This window comes from Sporosarcina sp. E16_3 (assembly GCF_017347125.1).
Lineage (GTDB): Bacteria > Bacillota > Bacilli > Bacillales_A > Planococcaceae > Sporosarcina.
In genome coordinates this window covers 25,031-47,676 of the sequence record NZ_JADPRX010000023.1, presented here as the reverse complement: position 1 = coordinate 47,676, position 22,646 = coordinate 25,031, and the positions used below count along the sequence as shown (strand labels likewise).

At 41.4% G+C, this 22,646-nt stretch carries 20 protein-coding genes; 15 read left to right on the top strand and 5 right to left on the bottom strand.

The window, feature by feature from the left end; translation table 11 throughout:
* Window position 1 precedes the first annotated feature (1 nt).
* From I2483_RS13515 to I2483_RS13490, 6 genes are all read left to right on the top strand, one after another.
* Window positions 2-742: an ABC transporter ATP-binding protein gene (locus tag I2483_RS13515; RefSeq protein WP_207277658.1), complete on the top strand. Its 741-nt coding sequence runs from the start codon at window positions 2-4 to the stop codon at window positions 740-742.
* 541 nt (window positions 743-1,283) lie between these two features.
* Complete coding sequence (gene thrS / locus I2483_RS13510) at window positions 1,284-3,218, top strand: threonine--tRNA ligase (RefSeq protein WP_207277657.1); 1,935 nt, start codon at window positions 1,284-1,286, stop codon at window positions 3,216-3,218.
* 355 nt (window positions 3,219-3,573) lie between these two features.
* Window positions 3,574-4,080 carry a translation initiation factor IF-3 gene (infC, locus tag I2483_RS13505; protein ID WP_149580720.1) on the top strand — a complete coding sequence of 169 codons (507 nt, stop codon included), beginning with the start codon at window positions 3,574-3,576 and terminating at the stop codon, window positions 4,078-4,080.
* A gap of 27 nt (window positions 4,081-4,107) precedes the next feature.
* Window positions 4,108-4,308, top strand: coding sequence for a 50S ribosomal protein L35 (rpmI, locus tag I2483_RS13500; RefSeq protein WP_067207701.1), 201 nt, complete (start codon window positions 4,108-4,110; stop codon window positions 4,306-4,308).
* Window positions 4,309-4,349: 41 nt separating this feature from the next.
* Window positions 4,350-4,709, top strand: a complete 360-nt coding sequence (gene rplT, locus I2483_RS13495) for a 50S ribosomal protein L20 (RefSeq protein ID WP_067207704.1) — start codon at window positions 4,350-4,352, stop codon at window positions 4,707-4,709.
* Between the two features lie 306 nt (window positions 4,710-5,015).
* Window positions 5,016-5,306, top strand: coding sequence for a DUF1294 domain-containing protein (locus tag I2483_RS13490; protein ID WP_255550435.1), 291 nt, complete (start codon window positions 5,016-5,018; stop codon window positions 5,304-5,306).
* Window positions 5,307-5,332: 26 nt separating this feature from the next.
* On the opposite strand, the gene I2483_RS13485 is transcribed toward I2483_RS13490, so the two are convergent.
* The gene (locus tag I2483_RS13485; protein ID WP_207277656.1) at window positions 5,333-5,713 is read right to left on the bottom strand and encodes a sigma-w pathway protein ysdB; all 381 of its coding nucleotides are present in this window, start codon (window positions 5,711-5,713) and stop codon (window positions 5,333-5,335) included.
* A 92-nt stretch (window positions 5,714-5,805) separates the two neighbouring features.
* On the opposite strand from I2483_RS13485, the gene I2483_RS13480 reads away from it, so the two are divergent.
* The 6 genes from I2483_RS13480 to I2483_RS13455 all read left to right on the top strand — a co-directional run bounded on the left by I2483_RS13480 (window position 5,806) and on the right by I2483_RS13455 (window position 12,317).
* The gene (locus tag I2483_RS13480) at window positions 5,806-6,291 is read left to right on the top strand and encodes a dUTP diphosphatase (protein WP_207277655.1); all 486 of its coding nucleotides are present in this window, start codon (window positions 5,806-5,808) and stop codon (window positions 6,289-6,291) included.
* A 90-nt stretch (window positions 6,292-6,381) separates the two neighbouring features.
* Entirely contained in the window at window positions 6,382-6,882 is a 501-nt protein-coding gene (locus I2483_RS13475) for a helix-turn-helix domain-containing protein (protein ID WP_207277654.1), read from the top strand.
* Complete coding sequence (locus tag I2483_RS13470) at window positions 6,882-7,760, top strand: metallophosphoesterase (protein ID WP_255550434.1); 879 nt, start codon at window positions 6,882-6,884, stop codon at window positions 7,758-7,760. The genes I2483_RS13475 and I2483_RS13470 overlap by 1 nt, the downstream gene beginning before the upstream one ends.
* 219 nt (window positions 7,761-7,979) lie before the next feature.
* Entirely contained in the window at window positions 7,980-9,395 is a 1,416-nt protein-coding gene (locus I2483_RS13465) for an alanine/glycine:cation symporter family protein (RefSeq protein ID WP_207277653.1), read from the top strand.
* 155 nt (window positions 9,396-9,550) lie between these two features.
* Window positions 9,551-10,534: a zinc-binding dehydrogenase gene (locus I2483_RS13460; protein WP_207277652.1), complete on the top strand. Its 984-nt coding sequence runs from the start codon at window positions 9,551-9,553 to the stop codon at window positions 10,532-10,534.
* Between the two features lie 103 nt (window positions 10,535-10,637).
* Window positions 10,638-12,317 carry a formate--tetrahydrofolate ligase gene (locus tag I2483_RS13455; protein WP_207277651.1) on the top strand — a complete coding sequence of 560 codons (1,680 nt, stop codon included), beginning with the start codon at window positions 10,638-10,640 and terminating at the stop codon, window positions 12,315-12,317.
* Window positions 12,318-12,389: 72 nt separating this feature from the next.
* On the opposite strand, the gene I2483_RS13450 is transcribed toward I2483_RS13455, so the two are convergent.
* Window positions 12,390-14,087, bottom strand: coding sequence for a M3 family oligoendopeptidase (locus I2483_RS13450; protein ID WP_207277650.1), 1,698 nt, complete (start codon window positions 14,085-14,087; stop codon window positions 12,390-12,392).
* A 224-nt stretch (window positions 14,088-14,311) separates the two neighbouring features.
* Between I2483_RS13450 and I2483_RS13445 the strand changes: the two genes are divergently transcribed.
* From I2483_RS13445 to I2483_RS13435, 3 genes are all read left to right on the top strand, one after another.
* A complete protein-coding gene (locus tag I2483_RS13445; RefSeq protein ID WP_207277649.1) occupies window positions 14,312-16,948 on the top strand; it encodes a cation-translocating P-type ATPase in 2,637 nt (878 codons plus the stop codon).
* Between the two features lie 105 nt (window positions 16,949-17,053).
* Window positions 17,054-17,335 carry a DUF6509 family protein gene (locus tag I2483_RS13440; RefSeq protein WP_207277648.1) on the top strand — a complete coding sequence of 94 codons (282 nt, stop codon included), beginning with the start codon at window positions 17,054-17,056 and terminating at the stop codon, window positions 17,333-17,335.
* 195 nt (window positions 17,336-17,530) lie between these two features.
* Window positions 17,531-18,514 (top strand): NAD(P)/FAD-dependent oxidoreductase, encoded by a 984-nt coding sequence (locus tag I2483_RS13435; protein ID WP_207277647.1) that lies wholly within the window; start codon window positions 17,531-17,533, stop codon window positions 18,512-18,514.
* 56 nt (window positions 18,515-18,570) lie between these two features.
* Here the strand turns inward: I2483_RS13435 and I2483_RS13430 are convergent, their stop codons facing one another.
* From I2483_RS13430 to I2483_RS19255, 3 genes are all read right to left on the bottom strand, one after another.
* On the bottom strand, window positions 18,571-19,677 hold the full coding sequence (locus I2483_RS13430) for a DUF1648 domain-containing protein (protein ID WP_207277646.1): 1,107 nt from the start codon (window positions 19,675-19,677) through the stop codon (window positions 18,571-18,573).
* Window positions 19,678-19,680: 3 nt separating this feature from the next.
* Entirely contained in the window at window positions 19,681-20,064 is a 384-nt protein-coding gene (locus I2483_RS13425; protein WP_207277645.1) for a GntR family transcriptional regulator, read from the bottom strand.
* A gap of 984 nt (window positions 20,065-21,048) precedes the next feature.
* The gene (locus tag I2483_RS19255) at window positions 21,049-22,554 is read right to left on the bottom strand and encodes a polysaccharide deacetylase family protein (RefSeq protein ID WP_218624958.1); all 1,506 of its coding nucleotides are present in this window, start codon (window positions 22,552-22,554) and stop codon (window positions 21,049-21,051) included.
* Window positions 22,555-22,646: the final 92 nt, after the last annotated feature.

Sequence of the window (22,646 nt, the reverse complement as noted above, 5' to 3'; positions counted from 1 at the left end):
TATGTTTATGGATATCAAAAATTTGCAGTTTACCTATCCCAAATCACCTTTGAATACGGTAGATAACTTTTCATTCACAGTGGAAAAAGGAGAAGTTATTTCAATACTTGGTCGCAGTGGAAGTGGTAAAAGTACACTTTTACGCTTAATTGCAGGACTAGAAATGCCAGCAGGAGGTGCGTTTTCTCTGAACGGCAAGAAGATGTTTTGCGACAAAACTTTCCTGCAACCGGAAAAACGTGGAATCGGTATGGTTTTTCAGGATTACGCACTTTTTCCACATATGAGTGTTGAAGAAAATATACTATTCGGGCTCCCAAAAATGAGTAGGAAAGACAAGAAAAAACGAGCGCAAGAAGTGCTTGAACTTGTAGAATTAATAGGATTTGAGAAACGCTACCCACATCAATTAAGTGGAGGCCAACAGCAACGTGTTGCACTCGCGCGGGCACTGGCTCCGGAACCGGAGCTCCTTCTCCTTGATGAGCCGTTCAGTAATTTGGATACAGATTTACAAGTGAAAATTCGTGGTGATCTTCGACGGATTTTGAAAAAGGCAAAAACGACTGCTATTTTTGTTACGCATAATCAAAATGACGCTCATGCACTTGCAGATCGCATTGTGAAGATTAAAGACGGCAAGATTGAAAAAATCGGTCGACCTTGCGATTTATTGGGTGTTTCACCTACGGAAATTCCTGGCATGGTTGAAATTACTTACGAAGAACTTATCGGTGTTTGATAAAGTGAAACTTTGATCAATGGAGGCTTCATCCCCACTGATTGTTAGTTGAACCAATCGGGCTTTTACGGGCAGTTGATCCCCAACCTATGCCCCTCTATTCAACTTAATCTTGTGCTAAGGATCGTACTGCCCGTTAATGCGGGATAAAGTGAACTTGCAATTAATTCGTAATCGACGTATACTCAGTTTTAATTAATAATCTGAAATGCATGGAAGAGGACAACAATCATTTTGTCTACCTAAAGAGAACGGGGCCATTGGCTGAAAGCCCTGCAGGATAGAAGGATGATTTACCACCTTGGAGCAGCATCGGTGAACTTACTAAAGTAACCGATGACGGAACCCGGTCCGTTACCCGACGTCAAGCTTCATCTTTTTGCTACGTTTGTCTAGCTTTAGTGGTTGTAACAGTCCACTTACGCTTTTCAGAGTACTGAATTGAAGGAAGAAGGGTGGAACCGCGAGCTAAAGCTTCGTCCCTTTCCAGGGATGGGGCTTTTTTTGTTTTTCAATTATAATAAAAGAGGAGTGCTTAACAATGACAACTATGATTAATTTGAAATTTCCAGATGGTGCTGTGAAAGAATTTCCACAAGGTACAACTACAGAAGATGTTGCAGGTTCAATTAGCCCGGGACTTCGAAAAAGTGCGTTGGCAGGTAAAGTTGGAGATAAGTTAATAGACTTAAAATCATCGATTAATGAGGACGGCGATATCGCGATTATCACACCTCAATCACCGGAAGCGCTTGAAATATTACGTCACAGTACAGCACATCTACTTGCCCAAGCTGTAAAACGTAAATTCCCTAATGCGAAGCTAGGTATCGGACCAGTTATTCAAAGCGGATTTTATTATGATATTGATTCGCCTGAACCGATTACAGCAGAAGACTTACCTGAACTTGAAAAAGAGATGAGAAGAATTATTGCTGAAAACGTGGAAGTAATTCGTCATGATGTATCTCGTGAAGAGGCGAAAAGACGTTTCGAAGAAATTGATGATAACTATAAATTAGAACTTTTAGAAGCGATTCCTGAGGGTGAGCAAGTGTCTATCTACGAGCAAGGCGACTTCATTGACTTGTGTCGCGGTGTTCACGTTCCATCTACAGGGAAGTTAAAGGAATTCAAACTTCTTAGCATAGCAGGCGCTTATTGGCGCGGCGATTCGAATAACAAAATGTTACAACGGATTTACGGTACAGCGTTCTTCAAAAAAGAAGAACTGAAAGAACATCTTCGTCTCTTGGAAGAAGCTAAGGAGCGAGATCACCGTAAAATCGGGAAAGAACTTAATCTGTTCATGAACTCTCAAAAAGTGGGTCAAGGCTTGCCGATGTGGTTACCTAAGGGAGCAACAATTCGCCGAATCATTGAGAGATACATCGTTGATAAGGAACAAAAGCTTGGTTATGACCACGTTTATACTCCAGTTCTCGGCAGCGTGGAATTGTATAAAACATCAGGTCACTGGGATCACTATCAAGATGGCATGTTCCCTGTAATGAGCATGGACAACGAAGATCTTGTCCTGCGTCCAATGAACTGTCCACATCATATGATGATTTATAAAAATGGAATTCATTCATACAGAAACCTGCCACTGCGTATTGCAGAACTTGGTACAATGCACCGTTATGAAATGTCAGGAGCACTGTCAGGCTTGCAGCGCGTTCGTGGAATGACTTTGAATGATGCACATATCTTTGTTCGTCCCGATCAGATTAAAGATGAATTCAAACGTGTTGTACAACTAGTTATTGATGTTTATAAAGATTTCAATATTGAAGATTACTCTTTCCGTGTTTCTTACCGGGATCCGGCGGATAAAGAAAAATACTTTGACGACGATGCAATGTGGAATCGTGCTCAAACAATGCTGAAAGAAGCGATGGATGAAATGGGTCTTGACTATGTTGAAGCAGAAGGGGAAGCTGCATTCTACGGACCTAAACTCGATGTTCAAGTGAAAACAGCAATTGGTATGGAAGAAACGTTGTCAACAGTACAACTCGATTTCTTACTTCCTGAACGTTTCGATCTAACATATGTTGGCGAGGATGGAAAACAACATCGCCCAGTTGTCATTCACCGTGGTGTTGTTTCAACTATGGAACGTTTTGTTGCATTCCTAATTGAAGAATACAAAGGCGCATTCCCAACTTGGTTAGCACCTGTTCAAGTAGAAGTAATTCCAGTTTCACCAGATGCGCATTTTGACTATGCAGATAGCGTCCGTGAAAAATTGGTTGCTGCTGGATTCCGTGTTAATATTGATAGCCGTGATGAAAAAATTGGTTACAAGATTCGAGAAGCACAAATGCAAAAAGTACCTTATATGCTCGTTCTTGGCGACAAGGAAGTTGAATCAGGAGAAGTGAACGTCCGTAAATATGGCGAACAGCAATCAGAAAGCTTGCCATTCGACGAATTCCTTGCTAGACTAAAGGAAGAAGTTACGAGTATTTAAATTAATATAGCAGTGGTCAAAACACAGCTATATAAATCTAGTCTTAATTGCTTTTTAAAACCTGTTGACAAGTTTATTGTCACATGGTAAAGTAATTAAGGTTAGTAATGACTGAATACAGTTTGTGGTATAAGAAGAGGCTACCCGCTTCTCACCTGTTCGACGCTAAAACGTTGTTGACGGGTTAAAACATGAGTAAAGTGCCGTGCATTTGCACGTACACATACGCGGGTAGACAAATCCAATTTGTCTACCTTTTTTTATTGGATGGACCTGTGGGACCGCCCGAACAGGACGGTATACCCAAACCATGTATTCGAGAAATATCCGGAGGTGGATTACTATTAGCAAAGACATGTACGTAAATGAGGGCATCCGTGCCCGCGAGCTACGCATTATTGATCACAACGGCGATCAGCTCGGAATCAAAACACGCACTGAGGCACTAGAAATTGCCGCTCTTGCGAATTTGGATCTTGTCCTTGTAGCTCCAACAGCGAAACCCCCAGTGGCTCGTATCATGGACCACGGAAAGTTCAAATTTGAACAGCAGAAAAAGGATCGCGAAGTCCGTAAGAATCAGAAAATCATTCTGCTTAAAGAAGTTCGGTTAAGCCCGACAATCGATGAGCATGATTTCCAGACAAAACTACGGAATGCTATCAAGTTCCTTGAAAAAGGCGACAAAGTTAAAGCTTCAATTCGTTTCCGTGGACGTGCGATTACGCACAAGGAAATCGGACAGCGTGTCCTTGACCGTTTCGCAGAAGCGTGCAAAGATGTATCTACGGTTGAACAACGACCGAAGATGGAAGGCCGCAGCATGTTCCTAGTGCTTGCACCAACTGCTGAAAAAGAGTAACAATGAATGATTTAGGAGGAACAGAACATGCCAAAAATGAAAACTCACCGCGGCTCAGCGAAACGTTTCAAAAAAACCGGTTCTGGTAAATTGAAACGCGGCCGTGCTTACACAAGTCACTTGTTTGCAAACAAACCGACAAAAGCGAAACGTCACCTGCGTAAAGCTTCACTAGTTTCTTCAGGCGATTTCAAACGCATTCGTCAAATGATCACTTACATGAAATAATTCAAAACACAATCGGACAGAAAAGCAGGAGGTAATGAACTATGCCACGCGTAAAAGGTGGAACAGTGACGCGCAAGCGTCGTAATCGAGTATTGAAATTAGCAAAAGGTTACTTTGGTTCAAAACATAGACTTTACAAGGTAGCAAACCAACAGGTAATGAAATCATTCAACTATGCATACCGTGACCGTCGTCAGAAGAAACGTGAATTCCGTAAACTTTGGATTACACGTATCAATGCGGCTGCACGTATCAACGGTCTTTCTTACAGCACTCTAATGCACGGCTTGAAAGTAGCTGGCATTGATGTTAACCGTAAAATGCTTGCTGATCTTGCAGTGACTGACGCGCAAGCGTTCACACAACTTGCGGATGCAGCGAAAAAATCAATCGCAAAATAAGAACGTCATATAGAAGCCGCCAAACGGCCCAGAGTTAATCTGGGTACGAGGTGGCTTTTTTATATAATTTAGGAAACTATATAATCACGTACAGTGGATAAACTGCAACATAAAGACTGCAAGTCCAGACATCAGTGCTTTTGTTCTTGTTCTACTGCGAATGTATAGTTTTTTTGTCGAAAATTCCGCGAAAGCTGTCGTCTAGTTCACCAAGTCTCTCTAACCGAATTATCGTTTTATATTATTCCTTTGTGACGGCTAAACAGTGTAAAATGGTAGTAGATAAAGAAAAGAGGGGAATTGCACTTGCAAACGACAATTTTAGGTTGGATTGCGATTATGTCTGTTTGGGCATTTATTGCGATGGGGTATGATAAGCGTCAGGCAAAAAGAAAAGGACAACGTATACCTGAAAAGAATTTATGGACACTTGCACTGCTTGGTGGAGGTATTGGTGCGTACATTGGGATGCAAACATTCCGTCATAAAACGAGGCGGACATCTTTCCGGATTGGCTTTCTTTTATTAGCAATCGCCTATGGCATTGGCATACTCTATCTTCTTGGTATCACGCTACCGGGAATGGCCGAGGCGTAAAAAGCCCGCTTTTCAACGGGCTTGTACTATTGTTTCATTAGTCGTTCGATTGGGTTTTTCCAACTGATAGTAGCTTTGGGGTAGTTGGTTAAAATTTTGGATAAGAGAAAATCAAAATCAGCTTTTGTGAAATCTTGAAGTTTTGTTTCATCTTTCACCCAAACGAAAATGGAGATTACGTCAATGGAATCATCTGTTGAATCTAAATATTTTTCACCTTCAAACATAGCACCTTTATACGATAGGAAGAAATTTTTCCGCACATTATTCACTTCATCATAGAAATAATACTGGTCCTCCGCATATGCACCATCAAGTTTTCGTTTTGGGTCCGTCAAATAACGAATCCCGCGGTAGAATAAATAAACGATAAAGGCAATAATGATAAAGCGGATAAGCAAGCCCATAACGGATCCCCCTTACGAATTTGTAGATACTATCTTATACGGATGGAAATCTAAAAAGTTTCAATAAAGTTAAAAAACTGGAGGTTATCTATATGCAATTGTCAAAACTATTTTCCATGCAACGTGAACTCGATTTATTTATCCAAAATAACAGGGAGAAACAAACAGATGTTTTTCAAGAAAAAGGACTTGCACTTCTAATTGAACTCGCGGAACTTGCGAATGAAACGCGTTGTTTCAAATTTTGGAGTACAAAAGGTCCTTCAGATGATGCCGTGATTCTTGAAGAATATGTGGACTCAATTCATTTCCTTCTTTCCCTGGGTATTGAAAAGGACTTACATACGCTTACAAACTGGCCAGAAGGTGAAGTTGAAGGAGAGCTAACACAATTATTCCTAGAAACCACGGCTGCGATACACTGCTTCTTGAATGAACTAGACATGAACGCCTATGAGAAAGTTTGGATTCATTATGGAGCCATTGCCAGAAAACTTGGTTTCAAAAATGAAGATATTATTAGTGCGTATTTAGCAAAGAATGAAGAAAATTATAACCGTCAAAAAACAGGTTATTAAATGTTTTATAGAAAAATCAAAAAATAGATTGACAGAAGCCTCTAGATAAAAAATAATAGAGTTGTATATAAACTTTTAGGGGGCGTAAATGTGAACGATTGGAACAAAGAGGATTTTGGTATAAGGTTAAAAAAATTGCGTGAAGAACGCGGATTATCAATGATGGCATTCGGAGCAGCTATTGGAACATCAGCAAGTCGTATTAAAGACTGGGAAAAAGGGAAAAATGCTCCATCGGCGGCTTGGGTGGCAAAAATATCTGAACGGTTTAATGTTTCAACTGATGAGCTGATTCTCGGGAATACGAAGACGTCAAAGCCATTTAAAAGCACAGGATCTGCAAATGTCGATATGCTTTATGATAAATTAAGGGAAAACGTTATCAGCGATATAGAAACGCATGAACAAGAACAAATTCAGCACACAGACGAACTGTATGCAGAACTTGATGCTATACACAAAGAAACATATAGAAGCGGAAAGGGCAGAAAACGTGCAGAAATCGAAATGCTTGCGATAATGACAGAACTGCCGAAAAAAGAGGTCCTTGAACTTTTAGAACTTGCAAGGTTGAAAAAACGCTGGTTGTAATGGAAACGACTGCGAATACAATGGGGAAAAAGATGCCGTTGCGACGTAAATGGTTTTTCATCTTAATCATAATTGTCCTTCTTAGTTTTTTCCTATATAAAGGGAATATGACAGTCGGGGTAACGCGTTATGAAATTGTGTCGGATAAAATCCCGGATAATTTGGACAAATATACAATCGTCCAGATTTCAGATTTACATGATGCTGAATTCGGTGAAAACCACTCGAAGGTTGTTACTAAGGTAAAAATGATTACGCCCCAAGCGATATTCATTACGGGTGATTTTATCGACAGTAACCGCTACGATCTTGAGAAAAGCCTGATTCTTATTGAAGAGCTACAATTTGTCGCACCAATCTATTACGTGACAGGAAATCATGAAATTGCTACGCAGGATATGGACCGTATTCGGGGAGCTCTCGAAGACCTGGGGGTTCGAGTCTTATCGGATGAAGCGGATGTAATTACATTGTATCCTGATAGCCCAATAGCGATTGGTGGAATTGAAGATCCGCTGGCAAGTGACCTTGAAGATGATGAAGCCATTAAGGTATCGATTGAACAAGCATTTAAAAATATCCCTGATGAGATGTTTAAAATGCTATTATCACATAGACCGGAACAATTCGATGTATACGCTGAAGCAGGGATAGATGTGACGTTTAGCGGCCATGCACATGGCGGACAGTTTCGAATACCTGGGATAGGCGGCCTTGTTTCACCAGGGCAAGGCTGGTTTCCTACCTATACATCGGGCGTCCATGAGAAGGATGGCAGCCACTTGGTAGTTAGTCGGGGCCTAGGTAATAGCATTATTCCTGTGCGGCTGTTCAATCAACCGGAAATAGTTGTTGTCACATTACGCAAAATAGAATAGTCATAGCCTCCTTTCGATTATTGAAGGAGGTTTTTTGTTGGAAATAATAATAGAATCTATTGTGAAATCCCATTAAATAACTGCTATTCTCATTTGTCGAAATAGGTTATAATATGAACTTAATGTGAAAATATCCGTGGGTAAGGATAATGGTATTTTTTTGCATGTGTATAGGAAATTACACTGCGAATGTTAATAATGGAATCGGGGGAACTAGAAATGATTGAAAGCGCTTTAAATTGGATTGTAACGACGGGAAATAACCTTTTATGGTCGTATATCCTGATTGGTTTGCTAATTGGTTTAGGTATTTATTTTACGATTCGAACGAAATTTGTCCAGTTCCGCCTATTTGGTGAAATGTTTAAACTTATAGTTGAAAAGCCGGAAGTGAAGGGTGGGATTTCATCCTTTCAAGCGTTTACAATTAGTGCTGCATCACGAGTTGGAACGGGGAATATTACTGGGGTCGCCCTTGCGATTGGCATCGGGGGCCCGGGCGCTATTTTTTGGATGTGGGTCATTGCGATAATTGGAATGGCGACTGCGTTTATCGAAAGTACGCTCGCACAAGTGTATAAAGTGAAGGACGGTGATACGTTCCGCGGAGGGCCTGCTTATTATATGCAAAGTGCCCTTGGCAATCGAAAGCTTGGTATCATATTCGCCGTTTTGCTGACTCTTTGTTTCGGTTTCATTTTTAATGCTGTGCAGTCAAATACAATTAGTTTATCTTTCAATAGTGTGTTTCATATTGAAAAATGGGTGATTGGGTTAGTTCTTATTTTTATAACGGCTCTCGTTATTTTCGGAGGCGTTAAACGGATTGCTCATGTTACACAAATCTTTGTTCCGATTATGGCCATTCTTTATATTGCTGTTGCCTTTTATGTCGTTATTATGAATATAAGTGAGGTTCCTGCAGTATTTAAACTGATCTTCACGAGCGCATTTGGCATGAACGAAGCGGTGGGTGGAGCTGTAGGCGCGGCAATTATGCAAGGAGTGCGACGTGGACTATTCTCCAACGAGGCGGGAATGGGGAGTGTGCCGAACGCTGCGGCAGTAGCAAGTACATCGCATCCGGCAAAACAGGGCCTTGTGCAAAGTCTTGGTGTGTTTTTTGATACAATCATCATCTGTTCAGCAACGGCGTTCATTATTATTCTTGCCGATCTTTATAATACAGGTGAAGTGGATGGGATTCTCTTGACGCAGACATCCCTTGGCGTCCATGTAGGGGAATGGGCACCTTATTTCTTAGCAATTGCGATTCTGTTTTTTGCTTTCAGTTCGATTATTGGAAACTATTATTATGGTGAGACGAATATTGAATTTATCAACGCGAATAAAATATGGCTAACTCTTTACCGTTTTGGCGTGCTCGCGATGGTCATGTTTGGAACGCTTGCAAAAGTAGATCTTGTTTGGAACATGGCGGACCTCTTCATGGGGATGATGGCAGTCATTAACCTTATAGTTATCTTCCTTCTAGGAAAAGTGGCATTCAAAACATTAGATGATTATACAGAACAACGAAAAAGAGGACTCAATCCTGTATTCAAGGCTAGTACAATTCCGGGGCTGAAAGGCACGGAATGTTGGGAAGATGAAAAGGTAAACGACCGCAACTAAAAGATTACTTGAATTGATAAGAAGGCAAGAAACCTATTTGAGTAATAATTGGTTTCTTGCCTTCTTTTACTTTGTACACTATTTCAAAGAGTATGAAAATTATTATCTATTAAGGTATGATAGAGGTAATGTGTACTCAAGAAAGGATGATAAAGATGAAAGCATTTATCCATGAATTCGGGCAGTTGAAAATAGGTGGCATGAAAGAACCAGTTGCGGCAAGTGGTGAAGTCGTCGTCGCGATACGGACGGCTGGTTTGAACCGTCGGGACTTAAATATACCTGGACGTAGGGGGAATGAGGCACAAGCATTGACGCTAGGATCTGACGGCGCGGGAGTTATCGAGTCAATAGGTGCAGGGGTAACAGCGTTTGCGGTAGGGGATGAAGTAATGATTAATCCTTCGCTACGTTGGTTTGAAAATAGTGATGCGCCACCGATAGAGTTTGATATTTTAGGAATGCCTGATAATGGGACGTTTGCAGAGAAAATTGTTATTTCGGATGAACAGATTGAACGGAAACCCGCCCACTTATCGTGGGAAGAGGCAGCGGTACTTTCGTTAGCGGGGTTAACAGGCTATCGTGCACTATTTACTAAAGGGGGATTGAAATCAGGTGATACAGTTTTCATCCCAGGCGCCGGCAGTGGAGTAGCTACGTATCTTATTTCATTCGCCAAAAACGTTGGGGCACGTGTGATTGTCACTTCGCGCAGTGAAGCTAAGCGCAAACAGGCCCTTGAACTTGGTGCGGACATCGCTCTTGATACGAATGGAGATTGGAACAAGGAGTTAGAAGGGGAGACAATCGACCTTGTTATCGAAAGTGTAGGCCGTGCGACGTTTAATCGTTCACTTAGTTTATTGAAAAAAGGCGGACGTATTGTCGTGTTTGGTGCAACGACTGACGATACAGTTGACTTGGACTTACGGGCGTTTTTCTATGGACAGTACCAACTTTTCGGATCTACGTTAGGGAGTCGGGAAGAGTTACGTGACATGATTGCGCATGTCGAAAAATATGGGACACATCCAATTGTCGATAAAGTGTTCAATTTGGACGAAGCGGCAGAGGCATTTGATTATATTGAAGAGGGTAAGCAGTTTGGAAAAGTAGTACTGCGAGTATCGAAATGACGTAGCACTTCAATTATTTAATAATGCCATACAAAAGGCACTGAGATATCCCTGTCTTTGGATAAAGTCAGGGTATACTTAAAATAAAAAAGGTGGGGCAGACATGACAAAAAAAGTATCGCCACTAACTGATTTAGAAATAGCATCACAGGCCACGATGAAATCGATTTGGACGATAGCTAAAGAAGCTGGCATACCCGAAGAGGCGGTCGAACCATACGGTAGATTTAAAGCGAAAATTGATGTAACGAAGTTAACTGGGACTAGCAGGGAAGGGAAAGTTGTACTTGTTACGGCAATCAGTCCAACACCGGCGGGGGAAGGAAAGTCAACTGTCACCGTAGGGCTTGCTGACGCCCTTTCAAAGCTCGGAGAAAAAACGATGATTGCATTACGCGAACCATCCCTTGGACCCGTTATGGGGATGAAGGGTGGGGCTACAGGTGGTGGTTATGCTCAGGTGCTGCCAATGGAAGAAATTAATCTTCATTTTAATGGTGATATTCATGCAATCACGACTGCGAATAATGCGCTTAGTGCACTGATAGATAACCATCTTCATCACGGAAACCTACTCCGGATTGACCCGCGGAGAATTACTTGGAAACGTGTCTTAGATATGAATGATCGTGCATTACGCAACATAACTATTGGGCTCGGCGGTCCTACACAAGGAGTTCCGAGGGAAGATGGTTTCGATATTACGGTCGCATCTGAAATTATGGCGGTTTTCTGTTTGGCGACTAGCCTGCAAGATTTGAAAGAAAGACTTGCACGTATCGTTATCGGTTATACGTATGACAAAGAGGCAGTTACGGTACGAGATCTTGGGGTTCAGGGGGCATTGGTACTTCTACTGAAAGAGGCATTCAAACCAAACCTTGTTCAGACAATTGAAGGGACTCCGGCACTAATTCATGGTGGACCTTTTGCGAACATTGCGCACGGATGTAACTCTTTAATCGCAACAAACACGGCACGTAAACTTGCTGATATTGTCGTTACAGAAGCTGGATTCGGTGCAGATTTAGGTGCGGAGAAATTCATGAATATAAAAGCACGTCAAGGTGGATTCTCACCTGATGCGGTTGTCATTGTCGCGACGGTACGTGCGTTTAAAATGCATGGCGGGGTTCCGAAAAGTCAGCTTGCAGGGGAAAATGTTCAGGCGGTTACGGATGGAATGGTCAACTTAGCAAAGCATATTGATACCATCCGTGCATTTGGTGTTCAGCCGGTGGTTGCGTTGAACAAGTTCATCACGGATACTGCCGCTGAACTGGAAGTTATTTTTGAGTGGTGTGAGGAAAATGACATAAAGGTAGCGCTCACTGACGTCTGGGAACGCGGTGGAGAAGGTGGAATTGCGTTGGCACAAGAAGTTTTAAAGCTTCTGGACGAACCGAATAACTTCGCTCCACTCTATGATGTAGAACAGTCTGTAAGCGATAAAATCACAGCTATTGTTCAAAAGGTATACGGGGGATTGGGGGTTGTGTTTACAGATCAAGCCTTAAAAGATCTTAAAGACATCGAGAACAATGGCTGGGGTATTCTGCCGATATGCATGGCTAAAACGCAGTATTCATTTTCAGATGATCCGAAATTACTTGGGCGCCCTAAAGAGTTCACTATTACTGTTAGAAAAATCATTCCGAAACTTGGAGCTGGATTCCTTGTCTGCTTGACTGGGGATATTATGACGATGCCCGGGTTGCCGAAAACGCCTGCAGCCCTTCACATGGATATTGATACACAAGGCAATGCCGTAGGGTTAATGTGATTTTTGAAATTGTGAATAGGTAAGAAACAGATTGAGGCTGTCCAGATATTTTGGACAGCCTCAATCTTTGTTTTATAGAGCTTTATCGTCAATCGAATCGAGCCATGACTCGATTGTTCCGATGACAGATTCGACGCAGCCGTCTTCGAAAGGTGAGATTAAGTTTGCTTCGGCGACTAGTTTTGTAAATGATTTTGAACCACCCAGTGTGCAAAGATGTAAATAATCTTTCCATGCCGCATCACGGTCTTCAAATGAGCGTTTCCAAAATTGGAACGCACATATTTGCGCCAGCGTATAATCGATATAATAGAATGGGCTTTCATAAATGTGACCCTGACGCTGCCAAATAGCACCCGATTCCAAGTATTCTATGCCATCGTAATCCCGCATAGGTAGATAGATATTCTCGATCTTTTTCCATGCTGCTTTTCGTTCTGCAGCTGTCATTTCAGGGTTTTCATAGATGACATGTTGGAATTCATCGACAGCGACGCCGTATGGTAAAAAAAGCAATGCGCTGCTAAGATGTGCGAATTTATATTTATCCGTTTGTTCTTTGAAGAAGAGTTTCATCCAAGGCCATGTGAAGAATTCCATACTCATTGAGTGAATTTCAGCACCTTCAGATGTAGGCCATAAATATTCAGGTATACCAATATTCTGGCTAGAGAACACTTGGAATGCGTGCCCGGCTTCATGTGTTAACACATCGATATCACCGGACGTTCCGTTGAAGTTAGAAAAGATGAAAGGCGAATCATAATTATCGATGAATGTACAATAACCGCCCGCTTCTTTACCAGTCTTCGCCTCCACGTCCAGTAAGTTCTTGTCCGTCAAGAATTTGAAAAATGCATCTGTTTCGGGTGAAAGTTCAGCATACATCTTTTTACCGTTTTCAATGATCCAGTCAGGAGATCCCTGTGGTGTTGCGTTGCCCGTAAGGAAGTCTAAGGACTGATCGTAAAACTTCAACTTGTCAACACCTATACGTTCAGCTTGACGCGTATAAAGGCGGCTTGCAAGCGGAACGATATGGTCGCGCACTTGATCACGGAATTTCTTAACCATATTTGCATCGTAGTCGATACGGTCCATTCGTAGGTAACCAAGTTCGACAAAGTTTTTATAACCAAGTGTCGTCGCGATTTTATGGCGCAGTTTAACCAGTTCATCATAGATTTCATCGAACTTTTCACCGTTATCAGCGTAGAATTTATATGAAGCTTCCATAGCTGACTTACGAACGGAACGGTCCGTTGATTCTGCATAGGGTCCCATTTGAGCAAGTGTTAGTGTTTTTCCGTCAAATTCAATTTGTGATGATGCGACGAGTTTCGAGTAATCGGAAGTTAGTTTGTTTTCTTTTTGTAACATGCCAACAATTTCTGGAGAAAACGATTTTATGGCATTATCGGCTAAAGCAAATAGTTGAGTACCCCATTTCTCTTCGAGCTGTGCTCTGAAAGGAGTGGAGACAAGTTCTTTGTAGTAAGCGGTTTCAAGTTCTTGGTACTCAGGTCCGATTTCATCGAAATAATCGCGTTCTTTCTGATAAAATTCATCGTTTGTATCGATGGAGGCTCGGATATAGACAAGGTTGGCCATTGTTGAGTAGTCTTTGCCAATTGCATTGATCTTCTCAATGACTTCATTTTGCTGGTCATAAGAACTTGCGGAACGGAATTCTTGCAGCAACGCATCAAAGTCTTGTTTTACTTCTGCCATATTGAGCTTTGTGTATTGATAGTCTTCAAATTTAATCATAAAAATTCCTCCTGCTAGTTTACTTGTGAATGACTTCACTCTATATATTGTTCACGAAGTTCCGGAATATTGCAAAAGAAATGTGCGAATTACCTGCGTTTTGTCAAAAAATCTTGTTAAAGAGGTTTTATGCACTACCATATAGAAATAAAAAAAGGTATGGAAGTAGTTGTAAAGATCCGGACAGATAGAGTATTTAAGAGGTATATGGAGGGAACTGTGAAATGCGAAATGGAACGGAGCAATCGATGGATACGGATATGTTAATTGGATTAAGTGAAGAGGAAGCGTATAAAAGGCTGCATGAATACGGGGTGAATAAACTTAAGGGTAGTAAAAGCCGTTCGCTGATACAGCGGATTTTTGCGCAAATCAATAATGTGTTAATTTATGTACTAATCGTTGCTGCTGTTATTTCCGGAATACTAGGGGAAGTGGCAGACTCTATTATTATTGGATTGGTCGTTATCATCAATGCCATTGTGGGGATCGTCCAGGAATCGAAAGCAGAGGAAGCGCTTAAAGCGTTAAAAAATATGGCAGTACCTAAAGCACTTGTAAGAAGGAACGGCGTCCAGAAAGAGATACCATCGGAAGAAGTTGTTCCAGGTGATGTAATTCTTCTTGATGCAGGCAGGTATGTTCCGTGTGATATAAGACTGATTGAATCTGTGAATTTGAAAATTGAAGAGGCGGCATTGACGGGCGAATCCGTTCCGGTTGAAAAGGACGCACATTTTACTGGAGAGCAGACAATGCCAATCGGAGATCGAAGAGACATGGCCTTCATGTCGACATTGACTACATATGGGCGTGCAACAGGAATTGCCATTGCTACAGGCATGAAAACTGAAATAGGGAAAGTGGCTGCTATGCTTGACCAAGAAGTGGACGACGAGACGCCTCTTCAGAAAAGTCTTGCCCAATTAGGTAAATATCTTGGTATGGCGGCTGTTGCCATCTGTGTCGTCATATTTGCGATTGGCGTACTTCAAGGGCGTGGCTATTTGGAAATGTTTATGTTAGCGATTAGTCTTGCTGTCGCAGCAATACCTGAGGGGATGCCTGCAATCGTTTCAATCGTCCTTGCAATCGGCGTTCAACGGATGATCAAGCAAAACGTCATCATTCGCAAACTTCCTGCTGTGGAAGCGCTAGGCTCTGTGGATGTTATCTGTTCTGATAAAACCGGGACGTTGACACAAAATAGGATGACGGTTACAACGTTTTTTGCAGATGGGACTTTAAACGAGTTAAGTAAAGTCAATCTGAAAAATCCTGTACAAAAACTGTTGTTTGAGAATATCGCATTGTGTAATGATGCGACGTATTCTAAAGCAGAAGAAACAGGAGATCCAACAGAAATTGCCCTCGTCGTAGCAGCAACGGAATCCGGACTGGAAAAAGAACGGTTGGATAAAAACTATCCTAGAATCACGGAGTTACCATTCGATTCAAACCGGAAACGAATGACTACGGTACATCGATCTACAAACGCAATTTATTCACATACTAAAGGCGCTATTGACGGCATCCTACAGAAGTGTTCACATATTGAAGTGGCTGAGGGGTCAAGAATACTTGATGAAAGTGACCGTCAATCAATCTTGGAAGCGGCAATGACGATGTCTTCTGTAGCGTTACGTGTATTAGGCTCCGCCTATAAGATTGTAGAAGAAGCCAAAGCCATGGAACTAGACCAAGCTGAAGAAGGATTGACATTCCTAGGGCTTATCGGAATGATTGACCCGCCGCGTGAAGAAGTGAAAGACGCGATTAAAGTTACGAAAGAAGCTGGGATTAGAACAGTGATGATCACTGGCGATCATCAGGATACGGCATTTGCAATAGCGAAAGAACTAGGAATTGCGACTCACAAATCCGAAGTAATTGAGGGGAAAACAATTGATTCGATGACAGGGGATCAATTGATAGAAAAAACCGGAGATATTAATGTCTATGCCCGGGTTTCGCCAGAACATAAGGTGAAGATTGTACAAGCACTTAAAGCGAAAGATCATACAGTGTCGATGACAGGGGATGGAGTCAACGATGCACCATCATTAAAAGCGGCAGATATTGGCGTGGCGATGGGGATTACGGGAACGGATGTTGCAAAAGGTGCGGCAGACATGATTTTGGCGGATGATAATTTTTCGTCAATCGTGAAAGCTGTCGAAGAGGGACGCACGATTTACCGCAATATTAAGAAGTCCGTCATATTTCTATTGTCATGTAATCTTGGTGAAATTATCGCGCTTTTTGCCGCTATTTTACTAGGATGGCCGCTACTGTTGCGTCCGATTCATATTCTGTGGATAAATCTTGTGACAGATACATTTCCAGCGCTATCACTCGGTGTGGATCCTGAAGAACCTGGAGTAATGAAAGAAAAACCACGACACCGGCATGAGAGTATATTCAAAGGATCCATTCCATTTTTGATTTTTAATGGAATTTTGATTGGTGCGATTACGCTCGTCGCTTTCATGGTTGGAGTATACATGTCAGGTGAGTATGCAGGAAGTTTCCTAGCTCTTTTTTCGTCTAGAATTCCAGAAAGTGCACTCGTTCATGGACAGACAATGGCTTTCATCGCACTGAGTTTCGCCCAACTTATTCACTCCCTTAACTTTAGATCGATGGACAAGTCTGTATTTACAGCAGGAATTTTCAAAAACAAATTCTTGATTTACTCTATTTTACTTGGAATCATTTTGCAAGTGGTCATTGTGTCAGTTGGTCCAATCGCAAAAGTCTTCAGTGTGCAGTCACTAGGACCTAAAGAATGGTTAGTTATTAGCGTTTTAAGTCTATTGCCTCTCCTGATGAACGAAATAATTAAATTCATCAAAAAATAAGTCGTGGTTCAAAGTTAACCCTTTTGGTGTTGAATGATGTATTATGGGGTGTAGTGGCTTTGTAGCCGGGGAATCTAAAATTGTAAGTGAGAGGTTGGTACTACTATGAAAATTACTGAGCACATTATTAAAAAAATTAACGATCCTACGGGGATTATTGCTGGAGAACGCTATGAATACCGATTGTATATTGATCTTGACGAAGAAGATGAGCTTTATTCTGAGGGTGGTACTGGTCTTCGTGTAATATTTGCAATTGACGAGGATGAAGGACGTATTGCATCTTATCACTTCTTTGAGCGTTCAAGTGAGAAAGTTCTCGATTTCGAATTAGAAGATGACGAGAAAGCAGCTGCTCTTGAGTATTGCAGAACGCATCGTGAATAGTAAGAAGTAAAAAGCCTGTACACATATTCGATATGTGTACAGGCTTTTTGTTGCGTACCATTAATTCGGAAAAACAGTAGAACTGCTCTGTATAAATCAGATTATGTGTATTTTATTGTATTTTGTTAGATAATGTGTAGAGTGGGTAGAGAAGAAAACTTTTATCCGAGACTAATCTAATTGGAGTGTTTAAATATGAATAACGAAATCGTTGATATTACAATTATTGGGGGAGGACCGACAGGACTCTTCGCTTCTTTCTATGCTGGAATGCGTGAAATGTCGGTGAAAATCATCGATAGCTTGCCACAACTTGGCGGTCAGTTAATCGAACTGTATCCCGATAAAGATATATATGATGTGGGCGGATTCCCAAAAATTCTAGCGAAAGATTTCGTAGCGAATCTAGTAACGCAAGCTCATTATGCGAAACCGGAAATCCTTCTCGGCGAAACCGCTATGTCGGCAACGCGTGACGGAGATCACTTCATTCTTAAAACGGACAAAGGGGTCCATTTGACACGTACAATTCTTTTGACGGCTGGAATCGGGGCATTCCAACCACGTAAGATTGGTCTCCCTGAAGAAGTACACTTTGAAGGGAACACGCTTCATTATAGCATTAAGGATCTAACGATTTTTAAAGATAAAAATGTTCTCGTTTGTGGCGGTGGGGACTCGGCGGTTGACTGGTCACTTATGTTGGAGGATATTGCTTCAACTGTGACATTGGTTCACCGTCGTGAACGCTTTACTGCACATGAGACGAGCGTTAATCAACTTATGGAATCGAAAGTGGAAGTGAAAACTTCCCGTGCTGTGAAAGTGATCGAAGGAGAAGATGGCAAGGTCAGTGGAATTGTCTTGGCAGAAAAAGACGGAACTGAAGAACGTCTTGACGTCGATCATTTAATTGTAAACTACGGTAATATTTCGTCACTTGGGCCATTGAAGGATTGGGGTCTTGAAATGGACCGCAACTCGATTATGGTTAACACGCGAATGGAGACAAACATCGAAGGTATCTACGCAGCTGGAGACGTTACAAATTATGATGGCAAGGTGAAACTAATCGCTGTTGGACTTGGTGAAGCGCCGATTGCAGTGAATCACGCGAAGGCTTATGTCGATCCAAAAGCAAGATTGCAGCCACTTCATAGTACAAGTATCTTTAGCTGATTATATGTAGTCAACAAAAAAAGCCGCGATGTGCGGCTTTTTTTGTTGCGCATAATTCATAGAAGGAAAGAGATGATCAAAATGAGTAGCAATGGACCGAACAGAATGATGTACCCAATCGGATTAGCAAAGTTAATGGTCCAGCCGACACCGAATCTTTTCTCGACAAAAATGGAAGAGTCGTCTTTATTCACATAGAAAATCCCGGCTTTCCAATACTTATCGTCATCGACGTCAGTGATACCAGAAATAGAATCATCTTCAATCTCGACATTGATTCGTGAGCCACTCTGACCGACTTTGAAGGCATATACAGCTGTCGCGATTAGGATAATTAGTAAAAAACCTAGAGGTAACGCAAGCATCAGTGCCGCATTGCCAAGACCTTCATGGATTGTAGTAAGTTGTAGGAATCCGAAGAGTATGGTCATTAGTACACTTGTCATAAATAAAAACCAACTCGTATATTTACGAAACGATAATTGTTGAACTAGTGATGTTTTTCGTTTTGCGGCATTCAATTTGATGCCGGATTCTTTTATGAATACATTGATTCCTAGCATCATTCCTTGCATAACCAACAGAATGAGTAGGAGGGCAATTACAGAGAAAGGTGTTTTCGCGCTAAAAGCATCTGCTTGGCCACTGGGCCCCCAATGCGTTGGGATCATAGCAGGCATACCACTGTATTGAGTTGCGGTATAGCCAATAAGGCCAACAGTTATAATCATTGGTAATACATAGATAAACGAGGGAAGCATTTCGTCTTTTGCGCGGATTGCTAAATCAGCAATTCGGACTTGTTTCAAATGTAAGCCCCATTCATTGATTTGTTTCAGACGTGTTGTTTTTGCGTGAAAATAAAAATAGAGTCCCATACTCAAAAAGAGGATACCGAACTGAATCGCTAATCCAGTTAAGATAATCGTTTCTTCCGTCAAGTTACTGTTTTGAGCCCACATAAAATAAGCAATAAGTGAGATAAGGCCGGTAATGAAAATAGTTGTAGCAAATATTTTCTTGTATGAAGCAATTGTAGGGTCGTCTGTATGACCTTCTGGAATCGTTACACCGAACGCAATTGTCCGTCTCAATAAAAATGGGGTGGCGGCTAGCAGTACAAAGATAAAACCAATCATGACTAAAAAAAGTGTAAGTCCCATTCTTTACTCCTCCTTAATAGATAAAATGATAGATGAAATAAGTTTATTAATAGCCTCAGGTTTCATCCCGAGGACGATCGCTTCTGCGATGATTGGTTTGATTTCCATGGAAATCCTTTCAAGGTGATCCCCGCGAATCTCATCTTGTGAAAGTGAGTTGACGATGGCCCCCGACTTTGGAACAATTCGAATGATTTCTTTTCTCTCAAGCTCGTGGTAGGCCTTATTGACGGTATGCATATTCATGCCGAGATCAGCTGCTAGTGATCGAACGGATGGTAGCGCATCTCCGCCTACCAGTTTTCCGCGGGCAATCGCTTCGATTAGCTGCGAGGCTAATTGCGCGTATATGGGTATATCTGATTCAGGTTCGATTTGGATGAACATTTGAGTGCCTCCTAACTGTTCTAATCCTATACTAACAAAAGTGTTCTAGTATGTATAGAGCAAACGTTGATTATATATGTTGAAATAAAGAATTCCATTGAATCCGCTACCCTTTGTTAGGCGCCTTCGCTTAGTTTATATAGGTATTCATTTGCTCAACATATATAGATAATTAAACACGTCTGTTGATTAATTAAAAATAACCACCAAATAACTTGATCATACACCGGGTACTACGTGTATAGTTGCTTTGGATCGCTTTGAATTGAACGACTCCTATATCATTACCGAGATATCTAGATCTATAGGGATGCAACTTCGTCGCATCCCTATAGACTTTCTTCGGTAATCGTATGGTGGTCGTTCATCCGTCGCATCCCAAAGGCACAAGTACACGAAGTGCTAAAGCTATTTGGGACGAAAGAATAGTTGGCATTTTATCTGGCTAAAAGCCGCCAAAGATACAATTTTGGCGGCCGAAGACTTTTCTATGGTTTTTTCTTTTTTATTGTAAGGAAGTGTTAATTCCTACAGGCTATCACATGATGACAAGCGTGGTTTTGCTAAAAGTAAGTAAGGAACGGATTGTAGAAAATGCAGGCGTGCCCGAAATTGTATCTTCGGGCACTTATAACTTCTGTGAAAAGTCATCTATTCTTATTTTCCAAGAAACTGCAATTTTCACTTGAACGTTGTAGGTACGCGACAGGCAACTAATCGCAACGGAATTATCGAAAGGGGGGTGGCTAGAAGTGACGAAATCACTTCTAGCCACCCCTGTCCCTCGTGGAGGAATGAACTACAATTCCTCCCAAAACCTGTCGTGATTAATTTAGCCGAAAGCGAGCAGGAAACGTACTAGTTCAAATAAAGACTTTTGCGCCTACCTTACCAGTATCTTATGCAAGAAAATATTTAATCTACACACGTGATAATTAAATTTAAAAACCCCTGAACACAAGTTCAGGGGAGTAAAGTGACGACTTATTCTAACTCTGAAACTGTGACGAATGTATAGCCTTCAGTTTGCAAGTAAGCTAGAACCGCATCGAGACCATCTGCTGTTGATTGATGAATATCGTGCATAAGAATAATGCTGCCATCTTTTGTCGCGCCTTTCACATGTGCAAGAAGCTGGTTTGGATCACGGTATTTCCAGTCGAGCGTATCAACGTCCCATAGAACGACTGGTAAGTTTGTTTGGCTACGAACAGTCTTGTTTACTGCGCCATAAGGGGGTCTAAATGCAGTTACTTTCTCCCCCGTGACATTTTCAATAATGGAAGATGTCTCGTTGATTTCACTGCGAACCTTTGCCACGCCAGCCTTCGTTAAATCGGGGTGGTTCCAGGTATGATTCCCAAGTTCGTGACCTGCTTCTTGCACTTTTTTTGCGATTTCCGGATAGTATTCAACCCTGCTACCGAGCATGAAAAACGTTGCTTTTGCATCGTATTTATTCAACGTCTCAAGTATTTGAATTGTCACTTTAGGATCAGGTCCATCATCGAATGTAAGGGCAATTTGTTTAATGCCATTATCGACTTCTTCTGTGGATCCTGCCGTTCCGTCTTCAGTAGTATCACTGTTGCCTTGATTGCTAGAGGACTCTGTATTCTTAGGGGGGATAGCTGTATTTTCATCCTTTATCGGATCTTTGGTAATCTCAACCTCATCAGTATCTTCAGTTAGCAATTGGAATCTATCGGAAAGTAAGCTATTTATTTCACTTAATGGAATTGCGATAATCGGTGGACCGACTGCTCCGGCTGCAAGTTCATATTCATCGAAATATAGAATAAGAGATTCATCCGTGATTGCGAAATTATCGAAGTTTGCCCAGATTGGTTCCGTCTGGATATGTACTTCTTCTGGGAAAAGGTAGTCTGCGAGTAAAGGATCGTTGTATATTGCTTCACGAACTAAAGTTGAAAGAATTTCAAGGTTTTTTGGATCACGTCCGAGGACATCCGCAATTGTAAAACTTTCTCCTGTTTCAGGATTCAGATGGAATGATCGAATCTCAGTTGTACCGTTTTCTGCTCCGGTTGAACTGCTGTTGACAAGAACGAATGAATAGCTTCCTGAATGATGGGAAAGGGTTTCGAACGAAATGTTGAGTTCACCTGTAAACTCACTGCTAGTTTTTTTGTTTTCTTCCATTGTAGCCAAGTAATTCTGTTTCGCTATTGTTATGTATTTGGAAATAGCTTCATTGAAGGTACTATGTAAACTTTGCGGATATTGGATGGCAAATGGTATATATGCATCATTCGAAGTTGCCGTAATGATTTTAATGCCCGGATAATTGGAGTCAATCGTATCGATTACGACGGAAGCAGCAGCTTGTTTCTTTTTAGGAAGCGAAGAAGCCTCGTTTTTAGTAGTTTGCGATATTAAATAGATAGCTGATACGGTTAATGCGATGATTGCGATTGAGAATGTAACGTCAATCCAGGCTGAACGACGTTTTCGATGTGTATATTTCATACTGAAGGCTCCTTTAGTGTTTATAAAAAGTTAGACGGATGAGTCTCGTTAATAGTTTCAAAAAGTTATATGTATATGTCGAAATCTATCAT